This window comes from Streptomyces glaucosporus (assembly GCF_039533345.1).
GTDB classification, from domain to species: Bacteria; Actinomycetota; Actinomycetes; order Streptomycetales; family Streptomycetaceae; genus Streptomyces; species Streptomyces glaucosporus.
Genome location: NZ_BAAATJ010000006.1, coordinates 205460 through 223696 on the forward strand (window position 1 = coordinate 205460; position 18237 = coordinate 223696).

18 protein-coding genes are annotated in these 18237 nt (G+C 72.9%); 16 read left to right on the top strand and 2 right to left on the bottom strand.

All coding sequences use genetic code 11. The features are described 5' to 3' along the window. Positions 1-3: 3 nt before the first annotated feature. The 13 genes from pgsA (at position 4) to ABD358_RS10145 (ending at position 12875) form a co-directional block, all read left to right on the top strand. Positions 4-717, top strand: a complete 714-nt coding sequence (pgsA, locus tag ABD358_RS10085) for a phosphatidylinositol phosphate synthase (RefSeq protein WP_344630546.1) — start codon at positions 4-6, stop codon at positions 715-717. After that, the gene (locus ABD358_RS10090; RefSeq protein WP_344630547.1) at positions 714-1646 is read left to right on the top strand and encodes a phosphatidylinositol mannoside acyltransferase; all 933 of its coding nucleotides are present in this window, start codon (positions 714-716) and stop codon (positions 1644-1646) included. The genes pgsA and ABD358_RS10090 overlap by 4 nt, the downstream gene beginning before the upstream one ends. Continuing rightward, the gene (locus tag ABD358_RS10095) at positions 1643-2815 is read left to right on the top strand and encodes a glycosyltransferase family 4 protein (RefSeq protein ID WP_344630548.1); all 1173 of its coding nucleotides are present in this window, start codon (positions 1643-1645) and stop codon (positions 2813-2815) included. The genes ABD358_RS10090 and ABD358_RS10095 overlap by 4 nt, the downstream gene beginning before the upstream one ends. 48 nt (positions 2816-2863) lie before the next feature. Next, a complete protein-coding gene (locus tag ABD358_RS10100; RefSeq protein ID WP_344630585.1) occupies positions 2864-3421 on the top strand; it encodes a hypothetical protein in 558 nt (185 codons plus the stop codon). Between the two features lie 231 nt (positions 3422-3652). Beyond that, the gene (gene pdxS / locus ABD358_RS10105; protein ID WP_344630549.1) at positions 3653-4582 is read left to right on the top strand and encodes a pyridoxal 5'-phosphate synthase lyase subunit PdxS; all 930 of its coding nucleotides are present in this window, start codon (positions 3653-3655) and stop codon (positions 4580-4582) included. A gap of 170 nt (positions 4583-4752) precedes the next feature. Then, a complete protein-coding gene (gene pdxT, locus ABD358_RS10110; protein WP_344630550.1) occupies positions 4753-5370 on the top strand; it encodes a pyridoxal 5'-phosphate synthase glutaminase subunit PdxT in 618 nt (205 codons plus the stop codon). 58 nt (positions 5371-5428) lie between these two features. Then, positions 5429-6181, top strand: coding sequence for a YebC/PmpR family DNA-binding transcriptional regulator (locus tag ABD358_RS10115; RefSeq protein ID WP_344630551.1), 753 nt, complete (start codon positions 5429-5431; stop codon positions 6179-6181). Positions 6182-6317: 136 nt separating this feature from the next. After that, the gene (ruvC, locus tag ABD358_RS10120) at positions 6318-6887 is read left to right on the top strand and encodes a crossover junction endodeoxyribonuclease RuvC (protein WP_344630586.1); all 570 of its coding nucleotides are present in this window, start codon (positions 6318-6320) and stop codon (positions 6885-6887) included. Beyond that, positions 6884-7507, top strand: a complete 624-nt coding sequence (ruvA, locus tag ABD358_RS10125; protein ID WP_344630552.1) for a Holliday junction branch migration protein RuvA — start codon at positions 6884-6886, stop codon at positions 7505-7507. The genes ruvC and ruvA overlap by 4 nt, the downstream gene beginning before the upstream one ends. 148 nt (positions 7508-7655) lie before the next feature. Then, the gene (ruvB, locus tag ABD358_RS10130; protein ID WP_344630553.1) at positions 7656-8744 is read left to right on the top strand and encodes a Holliday junction branch migration DNA helicase RuvB; all 1089 of its coding nucleotides are present in this window, start codon (positions 7656-7658) and stop codon (positions 8742-8744) included. A 172-nt stretch (positions 8745-8916) separates the two neighbouring features. After that, a complete protein-coding gene (gene yajC / locus ABD358_RS10135; protein WP_344630554.1) occupies positions 8917-9357 on the top strand; it encodes a preprotein translocase subunit YajC in 441 nt (146 codons plus the stop codon). A gap of 180 nt (positions 9358-9537) precedes the next feature. After that, on the top strand, positions 9538-10089 hold the full coding sequence (locus ABD358_RS10140; RefSeq protein ID WP_344630587.1) for an adenine phosphoribosyltransferase: 552 nt from the start codon (positions 9538-9540) through the stop codon (positions 10087-10089). Positions 10090-10349: 260 nt separating this feature from the next. After that, complete coding sequence (locus tag ABD358_RS10145) at positions 10350-12875, top strand: RelA/SpoT family protein (protein ID WP_344630555.1); 2526 nt, start codon at positions 10350-10352, stop codon at positions 12873-12875. A gap of 113 nt (positions 12876-12988) precedes the next feature. Here the strand turns inward: ABD358_RS10145 and ABD358_RS10150 are convergent, their stop codons facing one another. Both ABD358_RS10150 and ABD358_RS10155 read right to left on the bottom strand, forming a co-directional pair. Further along, the gene (locus ABD358_RS10150; protein ID WP_344630556.1) at positions 12989-14218 is read right to left on the bottom strand and encodes a DUF349 domain-containing protein; all 1230 of its coding nucleotides are present in this window, start codon (positions 14216-14218) and stop codon (positions 12989-12991) included. Positions 14219-14465: 247 nt separating this feature from the next. After that, the gene (locus ABD358_RS10155; RefSeq protein WP_344630557.1) at positions 14466-15287 is read right to left on the bottom strand and encodes a peptidylprolyl isomerase; all 822 of its coding nucleotides are present in this window, start codon (positions 15285-15287) and stop codon (positions 14466-14468) included. A gap of 181 nt (positions 15288-15468) precedes the next feature. Here ABD358_RS10155 and ABD358_RS10160 point away from each other — a divergent pair, with 181 nt between their 5' ends. Genes ABD358_RS10160 through ABD358_RS10170 form a run of 3 tightly spaced genes read left to right on the top strand, consistent with a single transcriptional unit; the run spans position 15469 to position 18174 of the window. Then, positions 15469-16191, top strand: a complete 723-nt coding sequence (locus tag ABD358_RS10160; protein WP_344630558.1) for an MBL fold metallo-hydrolase — start codon at positions 15469-15471, stop codon at positions 16189-16191. An 11-nt stretch (positions 16192-16202) separates the two neighbouring features. After that, positions 16203-17462 (top strand): histidine--tRNA ligase, encoded by a 1260-nt coding sequence (hisS, locus tag ABD358_RS10165; RefSeq protein ID WP_344630588.1) that lies wholly within the window; start codon positions 16203-16205, stop codon positions 17460-17462. Between the two features lie 55 nt (positions 17463-17517). Further along, complete coding sequence (locus tag ABD358_RS10170) at positions 17518-18174, top strand: vitamin K epoxide reductase family protein (protein WP_344630559.1); 657 nt, start codon at positions 17518-17520, stop codon at positions 18172-18174. Positions 18175-18237 lie beyond the last annotated feature (63 nt).

The following is an 18237-nucleotide window of genomic DNA, read 5'->3' on the forward strand; positions in this document are numbered from 1 at the left end:
GCCATGCTGAACAAGTACGCGCGTGCGTTCTTCACGCGTGTCCTCACGCCGTTCGCCGCTCTGCTCCTCCGGCTGGGGGTCAGCCCCGACACGGTCACCCTCATCGGAACCGGCGGCGTCATGGCGGGAGCGCTGGCCTTCTTCCCCCGCGGCGAGTTCTTCTGGGGCACCGTCGTCATCACTCTGTTCGTCTTCTCCGACCTGGTCGACGGCACCATGGCCCGCCAGTCGGGCCGGTCCAGCCGCTGGGGCGCGTTCCTCGACTCCACCCTCGACCGCGTCGCCGACGCCGCCGTCTTCGGCGGCATCGCGCTGTGGTACGCGGGCGGCGGCGCGAACCCGGTGCTGTGCGCGGTGGCGATCTTCTGCCTGGCCGGCGGCCAGGTGGTGTCCTACACCAAGGCGCGCGGCGAGAGCATCGGGCTGCCGGTGAACGTCAACGGCCTGGTCGAGCGGGCCGAACGACTGGTGATCACCCTGGTGTGCGCCGGCCTCGCCGGGTTCGAGACGGCCTTCGGCGTCCCCCGCATCGGGATCCTGCTCCCCGTCGCCCTGTGGGTGGTGGCCGCGGGCAGCCTGGTGACGATCCTCCAGCGGATGGTGACCGTCCGCCGCGAGGCCGCCGAGGCGGACGCCGCGGCGCGGGCCCCTGCGGACGGCGGGACGTCCGGACGGGACGGGGCCGCCGCGGCCGGGCAGGGGAGCGATGCCTCATGAGGGACCGGCTGACCGACGGCCTGTACGGGCTCGGCTGGAGCGCGGTCAAGCGGCTCCCCGAGCCCGCCGCCGCGGCCCTGGGCCGCGCGATCGCCGACGCCGCCTGGCGGCGCCGCGGCCAGGGGGTGCTGCGCCTGGAGGCCAACTACGCCAGGGTCGTCCCCGGCGCGGGGCCCGAGCGGCTGGCGGAGCTGTCCCGCGCCGGGATGCGCTCCTACCTGCGCTACTGGATGGAGTCCTTCCGGCTGCCGGTGTGGAGCGCGGAGCGCATCCGCGACAGCGTCGAGGTCGAGAACCTCCACCGGCTCACCGACACCCTCGGCTCCGGCCGCGGCGTGGTGCTGGCCCTGCCCCACATGGGCAACTGGGACCTGGCCGGCGCCTACCTCACCACCGGCCTGGGCATCCCGTTCACCACCGTCGCCGAGCGGCTCAGACCCGAGAGCCTCTACGACCGCTTCGTCGCCTACCGCGAGGGCCTGGGCATGGAGGTCCTGCCGCACACCGGCGGCGCCGCCTTCGGCACCCTGGCCCGGCGGCTGCGCGCCGGGGGACTGGTGGCCCTGGTGGCCGACCGCGACCTGTCCTCCTCCGGCATCGAGGTCGACTTCTTCGGCGAACCGGCCCGCATGCCCGCGGGCCCCGCCATGCTGGCCCTGCAGACCGGCGCCGTGCTGCTGCCGGCCCACCTGTGGTTCGACTCCACGCCCGTGATGAAGGGCCGCGTCCTCGAACCCGTCGAGGCGCCCGCCGAGGGCACCCGGCGGGAGAAGGCCGCCGCCATGACCCAGGCGGTGGCCGACGGCTTCGCCGCGGGCATCGCCGAACACCCCGAGGACTGGCACATGCTGCAGCGGCTGTGGTCGGCGGACCTGGAGCCCGGGGCCGGGACGCGCGGCGGGACGAGTCCGGAAACGGAGAAGCGTTGAGGATCGGCATCGTCTGCCCGTACTCCTGGGACGTCCCCGGCGGCGTCCAGTTCCACATCCGGGACCTGGCGCAGCACCTCATCGGCCTCGGACACGAGGTGTCCGTCCTCGCCCCGGCCGACGAGGGGACCCCCCTGCCGCCGTACGTCGTCCCCGCCGGGCGGGCCGTGCCCGTCCCCTACAACGGCTCGGTGGCCCGGCTGAACTTCGGCTTCCTGTCCGCTGCGCGGGTGCGCCGCTGGGTGCACGAGGGCGCCTTCGACGTCCTCCACATCCACGAGCCGGCCACGCCGTCGCTCTCCCTGCTCGCCTGCTGGGCGGCGCAGGGGCCGATCGTGGCCACCTTCCACACCTCCAACCCGCGCTCGCGGGCGATGATCGCCGCGTATCCGATCCTCCAGCCCGCGCTGGAGAAGATCAGCGCGCGGATCGCCGTCAGCGAGTACGCCCGGCGCACCCTGGTGGAGCACCTGGGCGGGGACGCGGTCGTCATCCCCAACGGGGTGGACGTCTCCTTCTTCGCCGGCGCCGAGCCCCGGGCCGAGTGGCAGGGGAGCGGGGAGGCGGACACGATCGGCTTCATAGGGCGCATCGACGAGCCGCGCAAGGGCCTGCCCGTGCTGATGCGGGCCCTGCCGCGCATCCTCGCCGAGCGGCCCGGCACCCGGCTGCTGGTGGCCGGACGCGGGGACGCGGAGGAGGCCGTCGCCGGCCTGCCGCGCGAACTGCGCGGGCAGGTGGAGTTCCTCGGCATGGTCAGCGACGAGGACAAGGCGCGGCTGCTGCGCAGCGTGGACCTGTACGTCGCCCCCAACACCGGAGGCGAGTCCTTCGGCATCATCCTGGTCGAGGCGATGTCCGCCGGGGCCCCGGTGCTCGCCAGCGACCTGGACGCCTTCGCCCAGGTGCTGGACGGGGGCGAGGCCGGGGAGCTGTACGCCAACGAGGACGCCGACGCGCTGGCCGCCGCCGCGGTGCGGCTGCTGGGCGACCCGGACCGCCGAGCCGGGCTGCGCGAGCGCGGCAGCCGCCACGTCCGCCGCTTCGACTGGTCCACCGTCGGCTCGGACATCCTCGCCGTCTACGAGACCGTCGCCGACGGCGCCGCCGCCGTCGCGCCGGACGAGCGCGCCGGGCTGCGCGCCCGCCTCGGACTGGTCCGTGACTGACGGCCGGGGCGGGCGGGACGACCGAGCGACCGAGGGAAACCAACCGTGATCACCACGATCGTCTGGATCGCGGCGGCGCTGCTGGCGGCCGCCGTCTACCTGAGCTGGACCGCCGGCCGGCTGGACCGGCTGCACGCCCGGATCGACGCGGCGCGCGCCGCCCTGGACGCGCAGCTGCTGCGGCGTGCCTCCGTCGCCCAGGAGGTGGCCACCTCGGGGGTGCTCGACCCGGCCGCGTCGATCGTCCTGTACCAGGCGGCCCACGACGCCCGGCAGGCCGAGGAGGACCAGCGGGAGGTCGCCGAGAGCGAACTCAGCCAGGCCCTGCGGGCGGTGTTCGCCGAGAGCGCCCAGCTCGAGGCGGTGCGGGCGGCGCCCGGCGGCGAGAAGGCCGTCGACGAGCTGACCGCCGCGGTGCGCCGGGTGCCGATGGCGCGGCGCTTCCACAACGACGCCGTGCGGGCCGCCCGCGCCCTGCGCCGCCACCGGACGGTGCGCTGGTTCCGGCTGGCGGGGCACGCGCCCTTCCCCCTGGCGTTCGAGATGGACGACGAGCCGCCGGCCGTGCTCGCGGACCGCTCGGGCCTGCCGGGGGAGAGCCACTGACTTCCGATTGGCTCTTGCACAAGAGCCAGTCGGCCCGTTTCATCGGTCCTGTAGTGCGGATCACTGCGAAGTGGACCGGACGGCTGACCCGGAAGCGGATCGAACGGCCCTACGATGGTCGCATCGGCTTTCACCGCGGAGTACGCCCGTGCCCGCGTCCGCCGTCCGGCGCCGCCCGCTGCCGTCCGTCGCCGTTCACCGTCCCAACCGTCGTCGGAGTGAGGTCACACCTTGTCCAGCACGTCTCCCAGCACGCCCGAAACCGCCAACGCCCCGACGCCCGAGACCGGCACCGCGCGCGTCAAGCGCGGCATGGCCGAGCAGCTCAAGGGCGGCGTGATCATGGATGTCGTCACCCCCGAGCAGGCGAAGATCGCCGAGGACGCCGGCGCCGTCGCGGTCATGGCCCTGGAGCGGGTGCCCGCCGACATCCGCAAGGACGGCGGCGTCGCCCGCATGTCCGACCCCGACATGATCGAGGGGATCATCAACGCCGTCTCCATCCCGGTGATGGCCAAGTCCCGCATCGGCCACTTCGTCGAGGCCCAGGTGCTCCAGGCGCTGGGCGTGGACTACATCGACGAGTCCGAGGTCCTCACCCCGGCCGACGAGGTCAACCACAGCGACAAGTGGGCCTTCACCACGCCCTTCGTCTGCGGCGCCACCAACCTGGGCGAGGCCCTGCGCCGGATCGCCGAGGGCGCGGCCATGATCCGCTCCAAGGGCGAGGCCGGCACCGGCAACGTCGTCGAGGCCGTCCGCCACCTGCGCCAGATCAAGAACGAGATCGCGCGCCTGAAGGGCCTGGACAACAACGAGCTGTACGCCGCCGCCAAGGAGCTGCGCGCCCCCTACGAGCTGGTCAGGGAGGTCGCCGAGCTGGGCAAGCTGCCGGTCGTGCTGTTCTCCGCCGGCGGTGTGGCCACCCCGGCCGACGCCGCGCTGATGCGCCAGCTCGGCGCCGAGGGCGTCTTCGTCGGCTCGGGCATCTTCAAGTCCGGCGACCCGGTCAAGCGCGCCGCCGCCATCGTGAAGGCCACCACCTTCTACGACGACCCCAAGGTCATCGCGGACGTCTCCCGCGGCCTGGGCGAGGCCATGGTCGGCATCAACTGCGACACCCTGACGGACTCCGAGCGCTTCGCCGGCCGCGGCTGGTGACGCTCCCCGCGTGACCGCGGCGGACGGCCCCGCGGGGCCGTCCGCCACCGGGACGGAACCGCCCGGCCGGGCGGGGAGTCCGGGAAGCCCGGGAGATCCGGGGGACCGAGAACACCCGGGAAATCCAGGACGCCCAGGACACCCAGGAAATCCAGGAAGGGGCAGACCCTGTGACCGCAACCACCACCGGAGGAACCGCCGACGTCACCGTCGGAGTCCTCGCCCTCCAGGGCGACGTGCGCGAGCACCTCGCCGCGCTGACCGCGGCCGGCGTCGAGGCCCGCCCGGTCCGCCGGCCCGGGGAACTCGCCGAGGTCGACGGCCTGGTCCTCCCCGGCGGGGAGTCCACCACCATCTCCAAGCTGGCCACGGCCTTCGGGCTGATGGAACCCCTGCGCGAGCGGATCCGCTCCGGCATGCCCGCCTACGGGTCCTGCGCGGGCATGATCATGCTCGCGGACAAGATCCTCGACCCCCGCGCGGGCCAGGAGACCATCGGCGGCATCGACATGATCGTGCGCCGCAACGCCTTCGGACGGCAGAACGAGTCGTTCGAGGCGGCCGTGGAGGTGGCGGGCGTCGAGGGCGGCCCGGTCGAGGGCGTCTTCATCCGCGCGCCCTGGGTGGAGTCCACGGGCGCGGAGGTGGAGGAGCTGGCGGTCTTCGACGGCCACGCCGTCGCCGTGCGCCAGGGGCGGCTGCTGGCCACCGCCTTCCACCCCGAACTCACCGGCGACCACCGCGTGCACCGGCTCTTCGCGGACATGGTGCGCGCGTCGGCGCGGTGAGATCGGCTGTAGGATCGGCGCGTTGACTTCCCGTTGGTGACATCGAAGGAGCGAGGCTGTGTCCGGCCACTCTAAGTGGGCAACCACCAAGCACAAGAAGGCCGTGATCGATGCCAAGCGCGGCAAGCTCTTCGCCAAGCTGATCAAGAACATCGAGGTCGCGGCCCGGCTGGGCGGCCCCGACCCCGACGGCAACCCGACGCTGTACGACGCCATCCAGAAGGCGAAGAAGAGCTCGGTCCCCAACAACAACATCGACCGCGCGGTCAAGCGCGGCGCCGGCCTGGAGGCGGGCGGCGCCGACTACCAGACGATCATGTACGAGGGCTACGGCCCCAACGGCGTCGCGATCCTGATCGAGTGCCTCACCGACAACCGCAACCGCGCCGCCTCGGACGTGCGCGTCGCCATGACCCGCAACGGCGGCTCCATGGCCGACCCGGGCTCGGTGTCGTACCTGTTCAACCGCAAGGGCGTCGTCATCGTGCCCAAGGGCGACCTGACCGAGGACGACGTGCTGGCGGCCGTCCTGGAGGCGGGCGCCGAGGAGGTCAACGACCTCGGCGAGACCTTCGAGGTCATCAGCGAGCCCGGCGACCTGGTGGCGGTGCGCACCGCCCTGCAGGAGGCGGGCATCGACTACGACTCGGCGGACGCCAACTTCGTGCCCACCATGCAGGTGGAGCTGGACGAGGAGGGCGCGCGCAAGATCTTCAAGCTGATCGACGCCCTGGAGGACAGCGACGACGTGCAGAACGTCTTCGCCAACTTCGACGTGCCCGACGAGATCATGGCGAAGGTCGACGCCTGACCCGTCCGGCTCCGAGCGGCCCCGCACCGGCCCCTTTTCCCGCGGCACCCGGCGCCACCCGGCGGCGTTGTCGGTGGCACCCGATAGCCTGCGGGAACAGGTGACCGAACGACGAGGTGGACGAGAGGGGGCCGTCGTGCGCGTGCTCGGCGTGGACCCGGGACTGACCCGCTGCGGCATCGGCGTGGTGGAGGGGGCCCCGGGGCGCCCCCTGCGGATGGCCGGGGTCGGCGTCGTCCGCACCCCCGCCGACGCCGAGGTGGCCGAGCGGCTGGTGCTCGTCGAGCGCGGCGTCGAGGAGTGGCTGGAGGAGCACCGGCCCGACGTCGTCGCCGTGGAGCGGGTGTTCAGCCAGCACAACGTCCGCACGGTGATGGGCACCGCGCAGGCCAGCGCGGTCGCCATGCTCTGCGCGGCGCGGCGCGGGCTGCCCGTCGCCCTCCACACCCCCAGCGAGGTCAAGGCCGCCGTCACCGGCAGCGGACGCGCGGGCAAGGCCCAGGTGGGCGCCATGGTGACCAGACTGCTGCGGCTGGACGCCCCGCCCAAACCGGCCGACGCCGCCGACGCCCTGGCCCTGGCGATCTGCCACATCTGGCGAGCCCCCGCCCAGGACCGCCTCCACCAGGCCCGTCTCCAGGTCCTCGCCGCCCGGCGCACCGCCCCTCACGCACCCGCAGCACCCACCCCGAAGGGCACCCGATGATCGCCTTCGTCTCCGGACCGGTCGCCGCCCTCTCCCCGGACACCGCCGTGATCGAGGTCGGCGGCGTCGGCATGGCCGTCCACTGCACCCCCGGCACCCTCGCCGACCTGCGGGTGGGCCACCACGCCCGGCTGGCCACCTCGCTGGTGGTCCGCGAGGACTCCCTCACCCTGTACGGCTTCGCCGACGACGACGAGCGGCAGGTCTTCGAGCTGCTCCAGACGGCCAGCGGGGTCGGGCCGCGGCTGGCCCAGGCGATGCTCGCCGTGCACAGCCCCGACGCGCTGCGGGCGGCCGTCTCCACCGGGGACGAGAAGGCGCTCACCGCGGTCCCCGGCATCGGGAAGAAGGGCGCGCAGAAACTGCTGCTGGAGCTCAAGGACCGGCTCGGCGAACCCGTGGGCGCCGCACCGGCCCGGCGGGGCGCCGCCGGCGCCCCGCCCGGCTGGCGCGAGCAGCTCCACTCCGCCCTCGTCGGGCTCGGCTACGCGGCCCGCGAGGCCGAGGAGGCGGTCGAGGCCGTCGCCCCGCAGGCCGAGGCGGCCGCCGCCGAGGGCGGCCGGCCGCCGGTGCCGCAGCTCCTGCGCGCCGCCCTGCAGACCCTGAACCGCGCACGCTGAGGCGGCTCCGCCCCGCCCCGGCCGCCGCGGACGACACCACCGACGAGAGACCCGCCATGACGCCCCGCTCCCCGCTCCCCGTCCCCCGTACCGAGCAGACGCCGGCCCCGACTCCCGCCGCGGCGACCGGCGCCGGGAGGCGGTCCGCATGACCCGCGACGACCACCACGCCGACGGGTACGGCCCGGCCGGGAGCGCCGAGCGCCTCGTCGGCGCCTCCGCGGACTCCGAGGACACCGCCATCGAGGCGGCCCTGCGCCCCAAGGACCTGGCGGAGTTCATCGGCCAGGGCAAGGTCCGCGAGCAGCTCGACCTGGTGCTGCGCGCCGCCCGCGCCCGCGGCGGCACCGCCGACCACGTACTGCTCTCCGGAGCCCCCGGCCTCGGCAAGACCACCCTGTCGATGATCATCGCCGCGGAGATGGGCGCCCCCATCCGGATCACCTCCGGTCCGGCCATCCAGCACGCGGGGGACCTGGCCGCGATCCTGTCCTCGCTCACCGAGGGCGAGGTGCTGTTCCTCGACGAGATCCACCGGATGTCCCGGCCCGCCGAGGAGATGCTGTACATGGCGATGGAGGACTTCCGGGTGGACGTCATCGTCGGCAAGGGGCCCGGCGCCACCGCGATCCCCCTGGAGCTGCCGCCCTTCACCCTGGTCGGCGCCACCACCCGCGCCGGACTGCTGCCGCCGCCGCTGCGCGACCGCTTCGGCTTCACCGCCCACATGGAGTTCTACGAGCCGCACGAGCTGGAGCAGGTCGTGCACCGCTCCGCCCGCCTGCTGGACGTCGAGATCGACGCCGAGGGCGCGGCCGAGATCGCCGGACGCTCCCGCGGCACCCCCCGTATCGCCAACCGGCTGCTGCGCCGGGTGCGCGACTACGCCCAGGTCCGGGCCGACGGCGTGATCACCCGGGAGGTCGCCGCGCAGGCGCTGGCGGTCTACGAGGTGGACGACCGGGGTCTGGACCGGCTGGACCGCGCGGTGCTGGACGCGCTGCTCAGGCTGTTCGGCGGCGGTCCGGTCGGGCTCTCCACCCTGGCCGTGGCGGTGGGGGAGGAGCGGGAGACGGTGGAGGAGGTCGCCGAACCGTTCCTCGTCCGCGAGGGCCTGCTGGCGCGTACCCCCCGCGGCCGGATCGCCACTCCCGCCGCCTGGAAGCACATGGGCCTCACCCCGCCCCAGCAGCCGGCTTCGGGCGGACCGGGGCAACAGGGGCTCTTCGGGACGTGACGGGAAAGCGGCGACCGCGGTCGCCGGAGCCGGAACCCCGGTGCGATGCTTGACGTTGTTCCCCTGGTGCGGGCTCGCTTAGACTCCGCCGATGCCCTCCGAACCGGAGGGCACGACCACCCCCGAATACCAGGCCGCTTCTCCAGCGGTCGTGCGAAGGAAACCTTCCGCCGTGGATATTGGACTTCTCTTTCCCCTCATCGTTCTCATCGGGTTCATGTTCCTGATGACCCGCTCGGCCAAGAAGAAGCAACAGCAGGCCATGCAGATGCGCGACCGGATGCAGCCGGGAACGGGCATCCGGACCATCGGCGGCATGTACGCCCGGGTGAAGGAGGTCCACCCCGACACGGTTCTCCTGGAGGTCGCGCCGGGCGTGCACGCCGTCTACGCCAAGAACGCCGTCGGCGCCGTCCTGGAGGACGACGAGTACGACCGCATCGTCCACGGCGACCCGGAGGCCGACGGCGACGGCCCCGCGGTTCCGGACGACGCCTCCTCGCTGACCTCCGGCGAGGACGGCTCCGTCACCAGGGCCGACCTGCGCAAGAAGGACGGTGCGTCCGACGACGCGGAGCCCGGGGACGCCAGGCGGAACGGCGACGCCGAGTAACCACGGGCGACCACGACGCCGCCGGGGCCTGGAAAGGACCCGGCGGCGTCGTATTCCTCCCGGCCGCCCCGGGCGCAGGACGCCCGGGCCGGGCGCCGACCCCGCCGGCGGCACGGACATCGCGCCCGCGGCCGGGCCCAGCGCCCGGCGCGCCGGCGGTAGGGTGATCCGGTGACCTCCGTGACTCTCCACTCCGACGAACTGCGCAGTCTGCTGCTCAGCCGCATCCGCGACGTGCCCGACTATCCCAAGCCGGGCGTGCTGTTCAAGGACATCACCCCGCTCCTGGCGGACCCCGAGGCGTTCGGCGCGCTCACCGGCGTGCTGGCCGGGCTGTGCCGGGAACGCGGAGCCACCAAGGTGGTGGGCCTGGAGGCGCGCGGCTTCATCCTCGCCGCCCCGGCGGCGGTGCAGGCGGGCATCGGGTTCGTCCCGGTGCGGAAGGCGGGCAAGCTGCCCGGCGCCACCCTGGCGCAGGCGTACGAGCTGGAGTACGGCAGCGCCGAGATCGAGATCCACGCGGAGGACCTCACCCCCGAGGACCGGGTCCTGGTGATCGACGACGTACTGGCCACCGGCGGCACCGCCGAGGCGTCCCTGCGGCTCATCCGCCGCTCCGGGGCGCAGGTGGCGGGGGTGGCCGTCCTGATGGAGCTGAGCTTCCTGCCGGGCCGGGTCCGGCTGGAGCCCGCCCTGGAGGGCGCACCGCTGGACGTCCTGATCACCGTCTGAGAGAACGAACCGGCCGCGCCCCCGCGGGGACGCGGCCGTCCCGCGCGAGGGGCCGTCCGGAGCAGTCCGGGCGGCCCCCTTCATCGTGCTACGTCGTGCCCTGTCGTGCCCGTCGCACGGCACCCCCGCTTCCGTTCCCCGGCACGAGGTCCGGCCCGTTCCGGGGCCGGGGTCGATACCATGGCAGTCCGGCCACTGCCCGGCCGGAAACTCCCTCCTCACCCGCCGCCGGCGAGGAGAGGCCCACCGAGGAGTTGCCCTTGCCAGACGAGGCCCAGCCGCTCACCGCAGCGCAGCACCAGGACGCCAGGCCGGCGAAGCCCTCCGCAGGCAGCGGCACGGCCGCCGGAGCGAACGGCGGTACCCCGAAACCGAAGCCGTCCGCGGGGTCGCCGGGCCGCACGGGCGGGTCCTCGCCGGCGGGCGGGAAGCGCGACGACCCCGGACCGCGCGACCGGAACCCGGCCCCGCGCGCCATCTCCGGCGTCTCCGGCCGCTCGGGCTCCTCCAACCGCGTCCGCGCCCGGCTGGCCCGTCTCGGCGTCCAGCGCTCCAGCCCGTACAACCCCGTCCTGGAACCGCTGCTGCGGATCGTGCGCGGCAACGACCCCAAGGCCGACACCTCCACACTGCGCCAGATCGAGCGCGCCTACCAGGTCGCCGAGCGCTGGCACCGCGGGCAGAAGCGCAAGAGCGGCGACCCGTACATCACCCACCCGCTGGCCGTCACCACCATCCTGGCCGAGCTGGGCATGGATCCGGCCACGCTGATGGCGGGCCTGCTGCACGACACGGTCGAGGACACCGAGTACGGCCTGGACACCCTGCGCCGCGACTTCGGCGACCAGGTGGCCCTCCTCGTCGACGGCGTCACCAAGCTGGACAAGGTCAAGTTCGGCGAGGCCGCCCAGGCGGAGACGGTCCGCAAGATGGTCGTCGCCATGGCCAAGGACCCGCGCGTGCTGGTCATCAAGCTGGCCGACCGCCTGCACAACATGCGCACCATGCGCTACCTCAAGCGGGAGAAGCAGGAGCAGAAGGCGCGGGAGACCCTGGAGATCTACGCGCCCCTCGCCCACCGCCTGGGCATGAACACCATCAAGTGGGAGCTGGAGGATCTCGCCTTCGCGATCCTCTACCCCAAGATGTACGACGAGATCGTGCGGCTGGTGGCCGAGCGGGCCCCCAAGCGGGACGAGTACCTGGCGAAGGTCATCGACGAGGTGCAGGCCGATCTGCGCGGCGCCCGCATCAAGGCGACCGTCACCGGCCGCCCCAAGCACTACTACAGCGTCTACCAGAAGATGATCGTGCGGGGCCGCGACTTCGCCGAGATCTACGACCTGGTGGGCATCCGCGTCCTGGTCGACACCGTCCGCGACTGCTACGCGGCGCTGGGGACCGTCCACGCCCGGTGGAACCCGGTGCCGGGGCGGTTCAAGGACTACATCGCGATGCCCAAGTTCAACATGTACCAGTCGCTGCACACGACGGTCATCGGGCCGGGCGGCAAGCCGGTCGAGCTGCAGATCCGCACCTACGACATGCACCGCCGCGCCGAGTACGGCATCGCCGCCCACTGGAAGTACAAGCAGGACGCCGTGGCCGGCGCCTCCAAGGTCCGCACCGACGCGCCCGCCGGGAAGGGCGACGCCATCAACGACATGGCGTGGCTGCGGCAGCTGCTGGACTGGCAGAAGGAGACCGAGGACCCGGGCGAGTTCCTGGAGTCGCTGCGCTTCGACCTCTCCCGCAACGAGGTCTTCGTCTTCACGCCCAAGGGCGACGTCATAGCGCTTCCGGCGGGAGCCACCCCCGTGGACTTCGCCTACGCGGTCCACACCGAGGTCGGCCACCGCACCATCGGCGCACGGGTCAACGGGCGGCTCGTCCCGCTGGAGTCCACACTCGACAACGGCGACCTGGTGGAGGTCTTCACCTCCAAGTCGCCCGGCGCCGGGCCGTCCCGCGACTGGCTGAGCTTCGTCAAGTCGCCCAGGGCCCGCAACAAGATCCGCGCCTGGTTCTCCAAGGAGCGCCGCGAGGAGGCCATCGAGCAGGGCAAGGACGCCATCGTGCGGGCCATGCGCAAGCAGAACCTGCCGATCCAGCGCATCCTGACCGGCGACTCCCTGGTCACCCTCGCGCACGAGATGCGCTACCCCGACATCTCGGCGCTCTACGCCGCGATCGGCGAGGGGCACGTCTCCGCGCAGCACGTCGTCCAGAAGCTCATCCAGGCCATCGGCGGCGAGGAGGCGGCCAACGAGGACATCGCCGAGTCCTCCCCGCCGCTGCGCAGGCGCTCCAAGCGGCGCTCCAGCGCCGACCCGGGCGTGGTCGTCAAGGGCGTGGACGACGTGTGGGTCAAGCTGGCCCGGTGCTGCACGCCCGTGCCGGGCGATCCGATCATCGGCTTCGTCACCCGCGGCAACGGGGTCTCCGTCCACCGCGCCGACTGCGTCAACGTCGACTCGCTCTCCCGCGAGCCGGAGCGCATCCTCGACGTCGAGTGGGCGCCGACCCAGTCCTCGGTCTTCCTGGTGGCCATCCAGGTCGAGGCGCTGGACCGCTCCCGGCTGCTGTCGGACGTCACCCGTGTGCTGTCCGACCAGCACGTCAACATCCTCTCCGCGGCCGTCCAGACCTCCCGGGACCGGGTGGCGACCTCCCGCTTCACCTTCGAGATGGGCGACCCCAAGCACCTGGGGCACGTCCTGAAGGCGGTGCGCGGGGTGGAGGGCGTCTACGACGTGTACCGCGTCACCTCGGCCCGCCGGTCGTAAGGCCCGCCCCTTCCCGGCCCGTGCTCCACGGGCCGGGAACAGGGGAGGCCCCGGCGCCGCACGGCGCCGGGGCCTCCCCCTCCCACGTCCGGGCCGTTCCCGGGGCCGGAGCCTCAGCCGGTGAACTCCCGCAGCCCCTTGAGGGCCTGGTCCAGCAGGGCCTGGCGGCCCTCCAGCTCCTTCTCCAGCTTCTCCGCCTTGGCGGTGTTGCCCGCCTCGCGCGCCTTGTCGATCTGCGCGCGGAGCTTGTCCACCGCGTCCTGGAGCTGGCCGGTGAGCCCTTCCGCCCGCGCCCGGGCCTCGGGGTTGGTGCGGCGCCACTCGGCCTCCTCGGCCTCCTGGATCGCCCGCTCCACCGCCTGCATCCGGCCCTCGATCCGCGCCCGGGCGTCCCTCGGCACATGACCGATGGCGTCCCAGCGCTCGTTGATGGCGCGGAAGGCGGCACGGGCCGCCCTGAGGTCGGTGACCGGGAGCAGCTTCTCCGCCTCGGCGGCCAGCTCCTCCTTGCGGGTGAGGTTCTCCCGCTGCTCGGCGTCCCGCTCGGCGAAGGCCTCGCCGCGGGCGGCGAAGAACACGTCCTGGGCGCCGCGGAAGCGCTGCCACAGCTCGTCCTCGTGCTCGCGCTGGGCGCGGCCGGCGGCCTTCCACTCCTGCATCAGCTCGCGGTACCGCGCGGCCGTGGGGCCCCAGTCCGTCGAGCCGGAGAGCGCCTCGGCCTCGGCGACCAGCTTCTCCTTGCGGCGCCGTGCCTCCTCGCGCTGGGCGTCCAGCGACGCGAAGTGCGCCTTGCGCCGCTTGGAGAAGGCCGAGCGGGCGTGCGAGAAGCGGTGCCACAGCTCGTCGTCGGACTTGCGGTCGAGCCGGGGCAGGCCCTTCCACGTGTCCACCAGGGCGCGCAGCCGCTCCCCGGCCGTCCGCCACTGGTCGCTCCGGGCCAGCTCCTCGGCCTCGGCGACCAGCTCCTCCTTGGCCCTGCGGGCCTCCTCGGCCTGCCTGGCCCTGGCCGCCCTGCGCTCCTCCTGGCGGGTTTCGATCAGCTCGGTGAGCTGGTCCAGCCGCTTGCCCAGCGCCGCCAGGTCGCCCACTGCGTGCGCCTCGTCGACCTGCTGCCGCAGGTGCTCGACGGCCGTCAGCGCGTCCTTGGCCGACAGGTCGGTGGTCCTCACCCGGCGCTCAAGGAGGTCGATCTCCACGACCAGGCCGTCGTACTTGCGCTCGAAGTAGGCGAGGGCCTCCTCGGGAGAGCCCGCCTGCCACGATCCGACGACCCTCTCGCCGTCGGCGGTACGCACGTACACGGTCCCCGTCTCGTCGACGCGGCCCCACGGGTCGCTGCTCACAGCGCCTCCTCCACATGACGCCGGCGGGAGGCGTGCGCTCCCGGGCATCGTCCACAGTTGTCATCCGGCCGACAGTTGGTTTTGACCGGCCGGACCGGAATTGACCGGTCCGACCAGGGGTTTCGCCGGGCCGTCGGCGCAGGCACCCTACCCAACGCCCAACATAGGCGACCGGTGCCCGCGCTGTCCGCATTCCGCGCGGCCGAAATCGCGGCTCCCGCGGCCGCCGCCCCGGCGCCCCCCGCCGTCACCCCTTGGACACGGTCGCCCTGTCGATCACGACGGTCGCGTTCGGCGGGGTGTTGCCCGTCTGCGGGTCCATCGTGGAACCGGCCTCGGCGATCTTCTCCAGCACGTCCATGCCCTTGGTGACGGTGCCGAACGGGGTGTAGTTCGGGGGCAGCTTGCTGTCCTTGTAGACCAGGAAGAACTGGCTGCCGTTGGTGTCCGGGCCCGAGTTCGCCATGGCCACCGTGCCCGCCGGGTAGGTGCCGTCCTTGACCCTGGGGTCGTCCAGGTTCTCGTCCTCGAACTTGTAGCCGGGGCCGCCGGTGCCGGTGGCGGTCGGGTCGCCGCACTGCAGCACGTGGATGCCCTCGGTGACCAGGCGGTGGCACTTGGTGTGGTCGAAGTAGCCCTCACCGGCCAGGAACTCGAAGGAGTTCACGGTGCGCGGCGCCTCGGCGGCGTCCAGCTCGACCTCGATGTCGCCGCAGGTGGTCTCCAGCTTCATCGTGTAGGAGGCCGAGGTGTCGATCGACATCTTCGGCTCCTTCTTCCACTGCTTGTCGCCCGGCTTGCCCTTCGCCGGCTTCTCGCAGGGGTCCGGGGCCTTGCTGGTGGCCGCGGCCGAGGGCTCCGCCGTCGCGCTGTCCGACTTCTTCTCGTCGTCCGCCGCCAGCCCGCCGGCGGCGGCGTAGGCCCCGCCGGCCGCCAGCACCAGGGCCAGGCCGCCCGCGATGGCCGCGTTGCGGATCCGGGCCTTGCGCCGTGCTTCGGCCCGCCGCTGCTGCTGCCGCAGGTACTTCTCGCGGGCGAGCTGCTTGCGCCGCTGCTCACTGCTGACCACGGGTCGTCTCCTTCGAGTGCTTCGGGGCGTGCGTACGCACATCTGTGCCACAGCTTGGGCCGTACCGTATACGGGATATGGGTTCGCGGCCTCCGTCCCGTCGCAGGTAGGCTCTGTGACCGCCGGTTCCGCACCGGCGCACACGGCCGCAACCTCCCTGACGGACGACTGAAGGACGATCGTGCTCATTGCCGGGTTCCCCGCCGGGGCCTGGGGGACCAATTGTTATCTGGTCGCCCCCGCCGCCGGTGAGGAGTGCGTGATCATCGACCCGGGCCACCAGGCCGCCGAGGGCGTCGAGGAGACCATTGCCAGACACCGGCTCAAGCCCGTCGCCGTCCTCCTCACCCACGGCCACATCGACCACGTCGCCTCCGTGGTCCCGGTGTGCGGCGCGCACGACGTGCCCGCCTGGATCCACCCGGAGGACAGGGAGATGATGAGCGACCCCGAGAAGTGGCTCGGGCGCTCCATAGGGCAGCCGCTGATGGGCGAGATCACGGTCGGGGAGCCCGACGACGTCCAGGAGCTGACGGACGGGGCCTCGCTGTCCCTGGCGGGTCTGGAGCTGACCGTCGCGCACGCGCCGGGCCATACCAGGGGGTCGGTGACCTTCCGGCTGCCCGAGCAGGCCGACGTCCCGCCGGTGCTGTTCTCGGGCGACCTGCTGTTCGCCGGCTCCATCGGACGCACCGACCTGCCCGGCGGCGACCACGCCGAGATCCTGAGGTCGCTGGCACGCGTGTGCCTGCCCCTGGAGGACTCGACCGTGGTGCTGTCCGGCCACGGCCCCCAGACCACCATCGGCCGCGAGCGCGCCACCAACCCGTTCCTGAGGGAGGTGGCCGCCGGCCGCCCGTTCGGAACGGGAGGCGGCACCGCCGCCCCGCGACGAGGAATGTGACGACGCAGAACGTGAGCACCTTCACCGCCCCCAGGGGCACCTACGACCTCCTCCCCCCGGAGTCCGCCGACTACCTGGCGGTCCGGGAGGCGATCGCCGCGCCGCTCAGGCGCGCCGGCTACGGCTACATCGAGACCCCCGGTTTCGAGAACGTGGAGCTGTTCGCCCGCGGCGTGGGCGAGTCCACGGACATCGTGACCAAGGAGATGTACACCCTCACCACCAAGGGCGGCAGCCGTCTGGCGCTGCGGCCCGAGGGCACCGCGCCGGTCGTCCGCGCGGTCCTGGAGCACAACCTGCACCGCGGCGCCCTGCCGATCAAGGTCTGGTACTCCGGCTCGCAGTACCGCTACGAGCGCCCCCAGGCCGGCCGCTACCGCCACTTCTCGCAGGTCGGCGCCGAGGCCCTGGGCGCGGAGGATCCGGCCCTGGACGCCGAGCTGATCATCCTGGCCGTGGACGCGTACCGCTCGCTGGGCCTGAGGAACTTCCGGCTGCTGCTGAACTCCCTGGGCGACCGCGAGTGCCGCCCGGCCTACCGCGCCCGGCTCCAGGAGTTCCTGCGCGGACTCGACCTGGACGAGGCCACCCGCGCCCGCATCGAGATCAACCCGCTGCGGGTGCTGGACGACAAGCGCGAGTCCGTCCAGAAGCAGCTCGCCGGCGCCCCGATGATGCCCGACCACCTGTGCGAGGCGTGCAAGGAGTACCACGAGCAGGTGCGCGAGCTGCTGACGGCGGCCGGGGTGGCCTTCGTCGACGACGAGAAGCTGGTGCGCGGCCTGGACTACTACACCCGCACCACCTTCGAGTTCGTCCACGACGGGCTCGGCTCGCAGTCCGCGGTCGGCGGCGGCGGCCGCTACGACGGCCTGTCGGAGATGCTCGGCGGGCCCCCGCTGCCCTCGGTGGGCTGGGCGCTGGGCGTGGACCGCACGGTGCTGGCCCTGCGGGCCGAGGGCGTCGAGCTGCCCGAGCCCTCGCCCACGAAGGTCTTCGCGGTCCCCCTGGGCGACCAGGCGCGGCGGACGCTGTTCGGCGTCGTCACCGAGCTGCGCCGCCAGGGGGTCGCGACGGACTTCGCCTACGGCGGCAAGGGCCTGAAGAACGCCATGAAGTCGGCCAACCGCTCCGGGGCGGCCTACGCCCTGGTGGCGGGGGAGCGGGACCTGGCCGAGGGCGTCGTCCAGCTCAAGGACCTCGACAGCGGTGAGCAGAGCCCGGTGCCGCTGGACCGGGTGGTGGAGGAAGTGCGACGGAAGCTCGCCTGAGTCGTTGGGCGTTGTGCAGAATGAAAACCCCGCCCGAGACGACAGGATGACCGCCATGACGACGACCACGGCACCACGAGAAGACCTGGCGCCCGCCGGTGAGGACTCGCCCGTACGGCGTGGTGCCGTGGGCGCGGGGCGCGCCTACGCCCTGCTGCTGGTGATCACCGGCCTGGCCGGGGTGCTCGCGTCGTGGGTGATCACCGTCGACAAGTACCGGATGCTGGAGGCGCAGATCTCCGGCGAGGTGTTCGACACGGCGTGCAACCTCAACCCGATCGTCTCCTGCAGCGACGTGATGAAGAGCGCGCAGGCCGAGGTGTTCGGGTTCCCCAACCCGGTGCTCGGCCTGGTCACCTACGGGATCGTCGTCTGCGTCGGGATGAGCCTGCTGGCCGGGGCGGGCTTCCCCCGCTGGTACTGGCTGACGATGAACGCCGGGATGCTCTTCGGCGTCGGCTTCTGCACCTGGCTGATGTACCAGGCGCTGTACAACATCGGCGCGCTGTGCCTGTGGTGCAACCTGGCCTGGATCGCCACGCTGCTGATGTTCTGGTACACGACCTTCCGGAACATCCGCAACGGCTTCCTGCCCGCCCCCGCCTGGCTCCGCAACGGGGTGGCGGAGTTCCACTGGGTGATCCCGGCACTCCACATCGGCGTCATCGGCATGCTGATCCTGACCCGCTGGTGGGACTTCTGGACCAGGTGACCGGCCGGGCGCAGGACACCACGGCACGACGGGCCGCCCCGCACCGCGGGGCGGCCCGTCGGC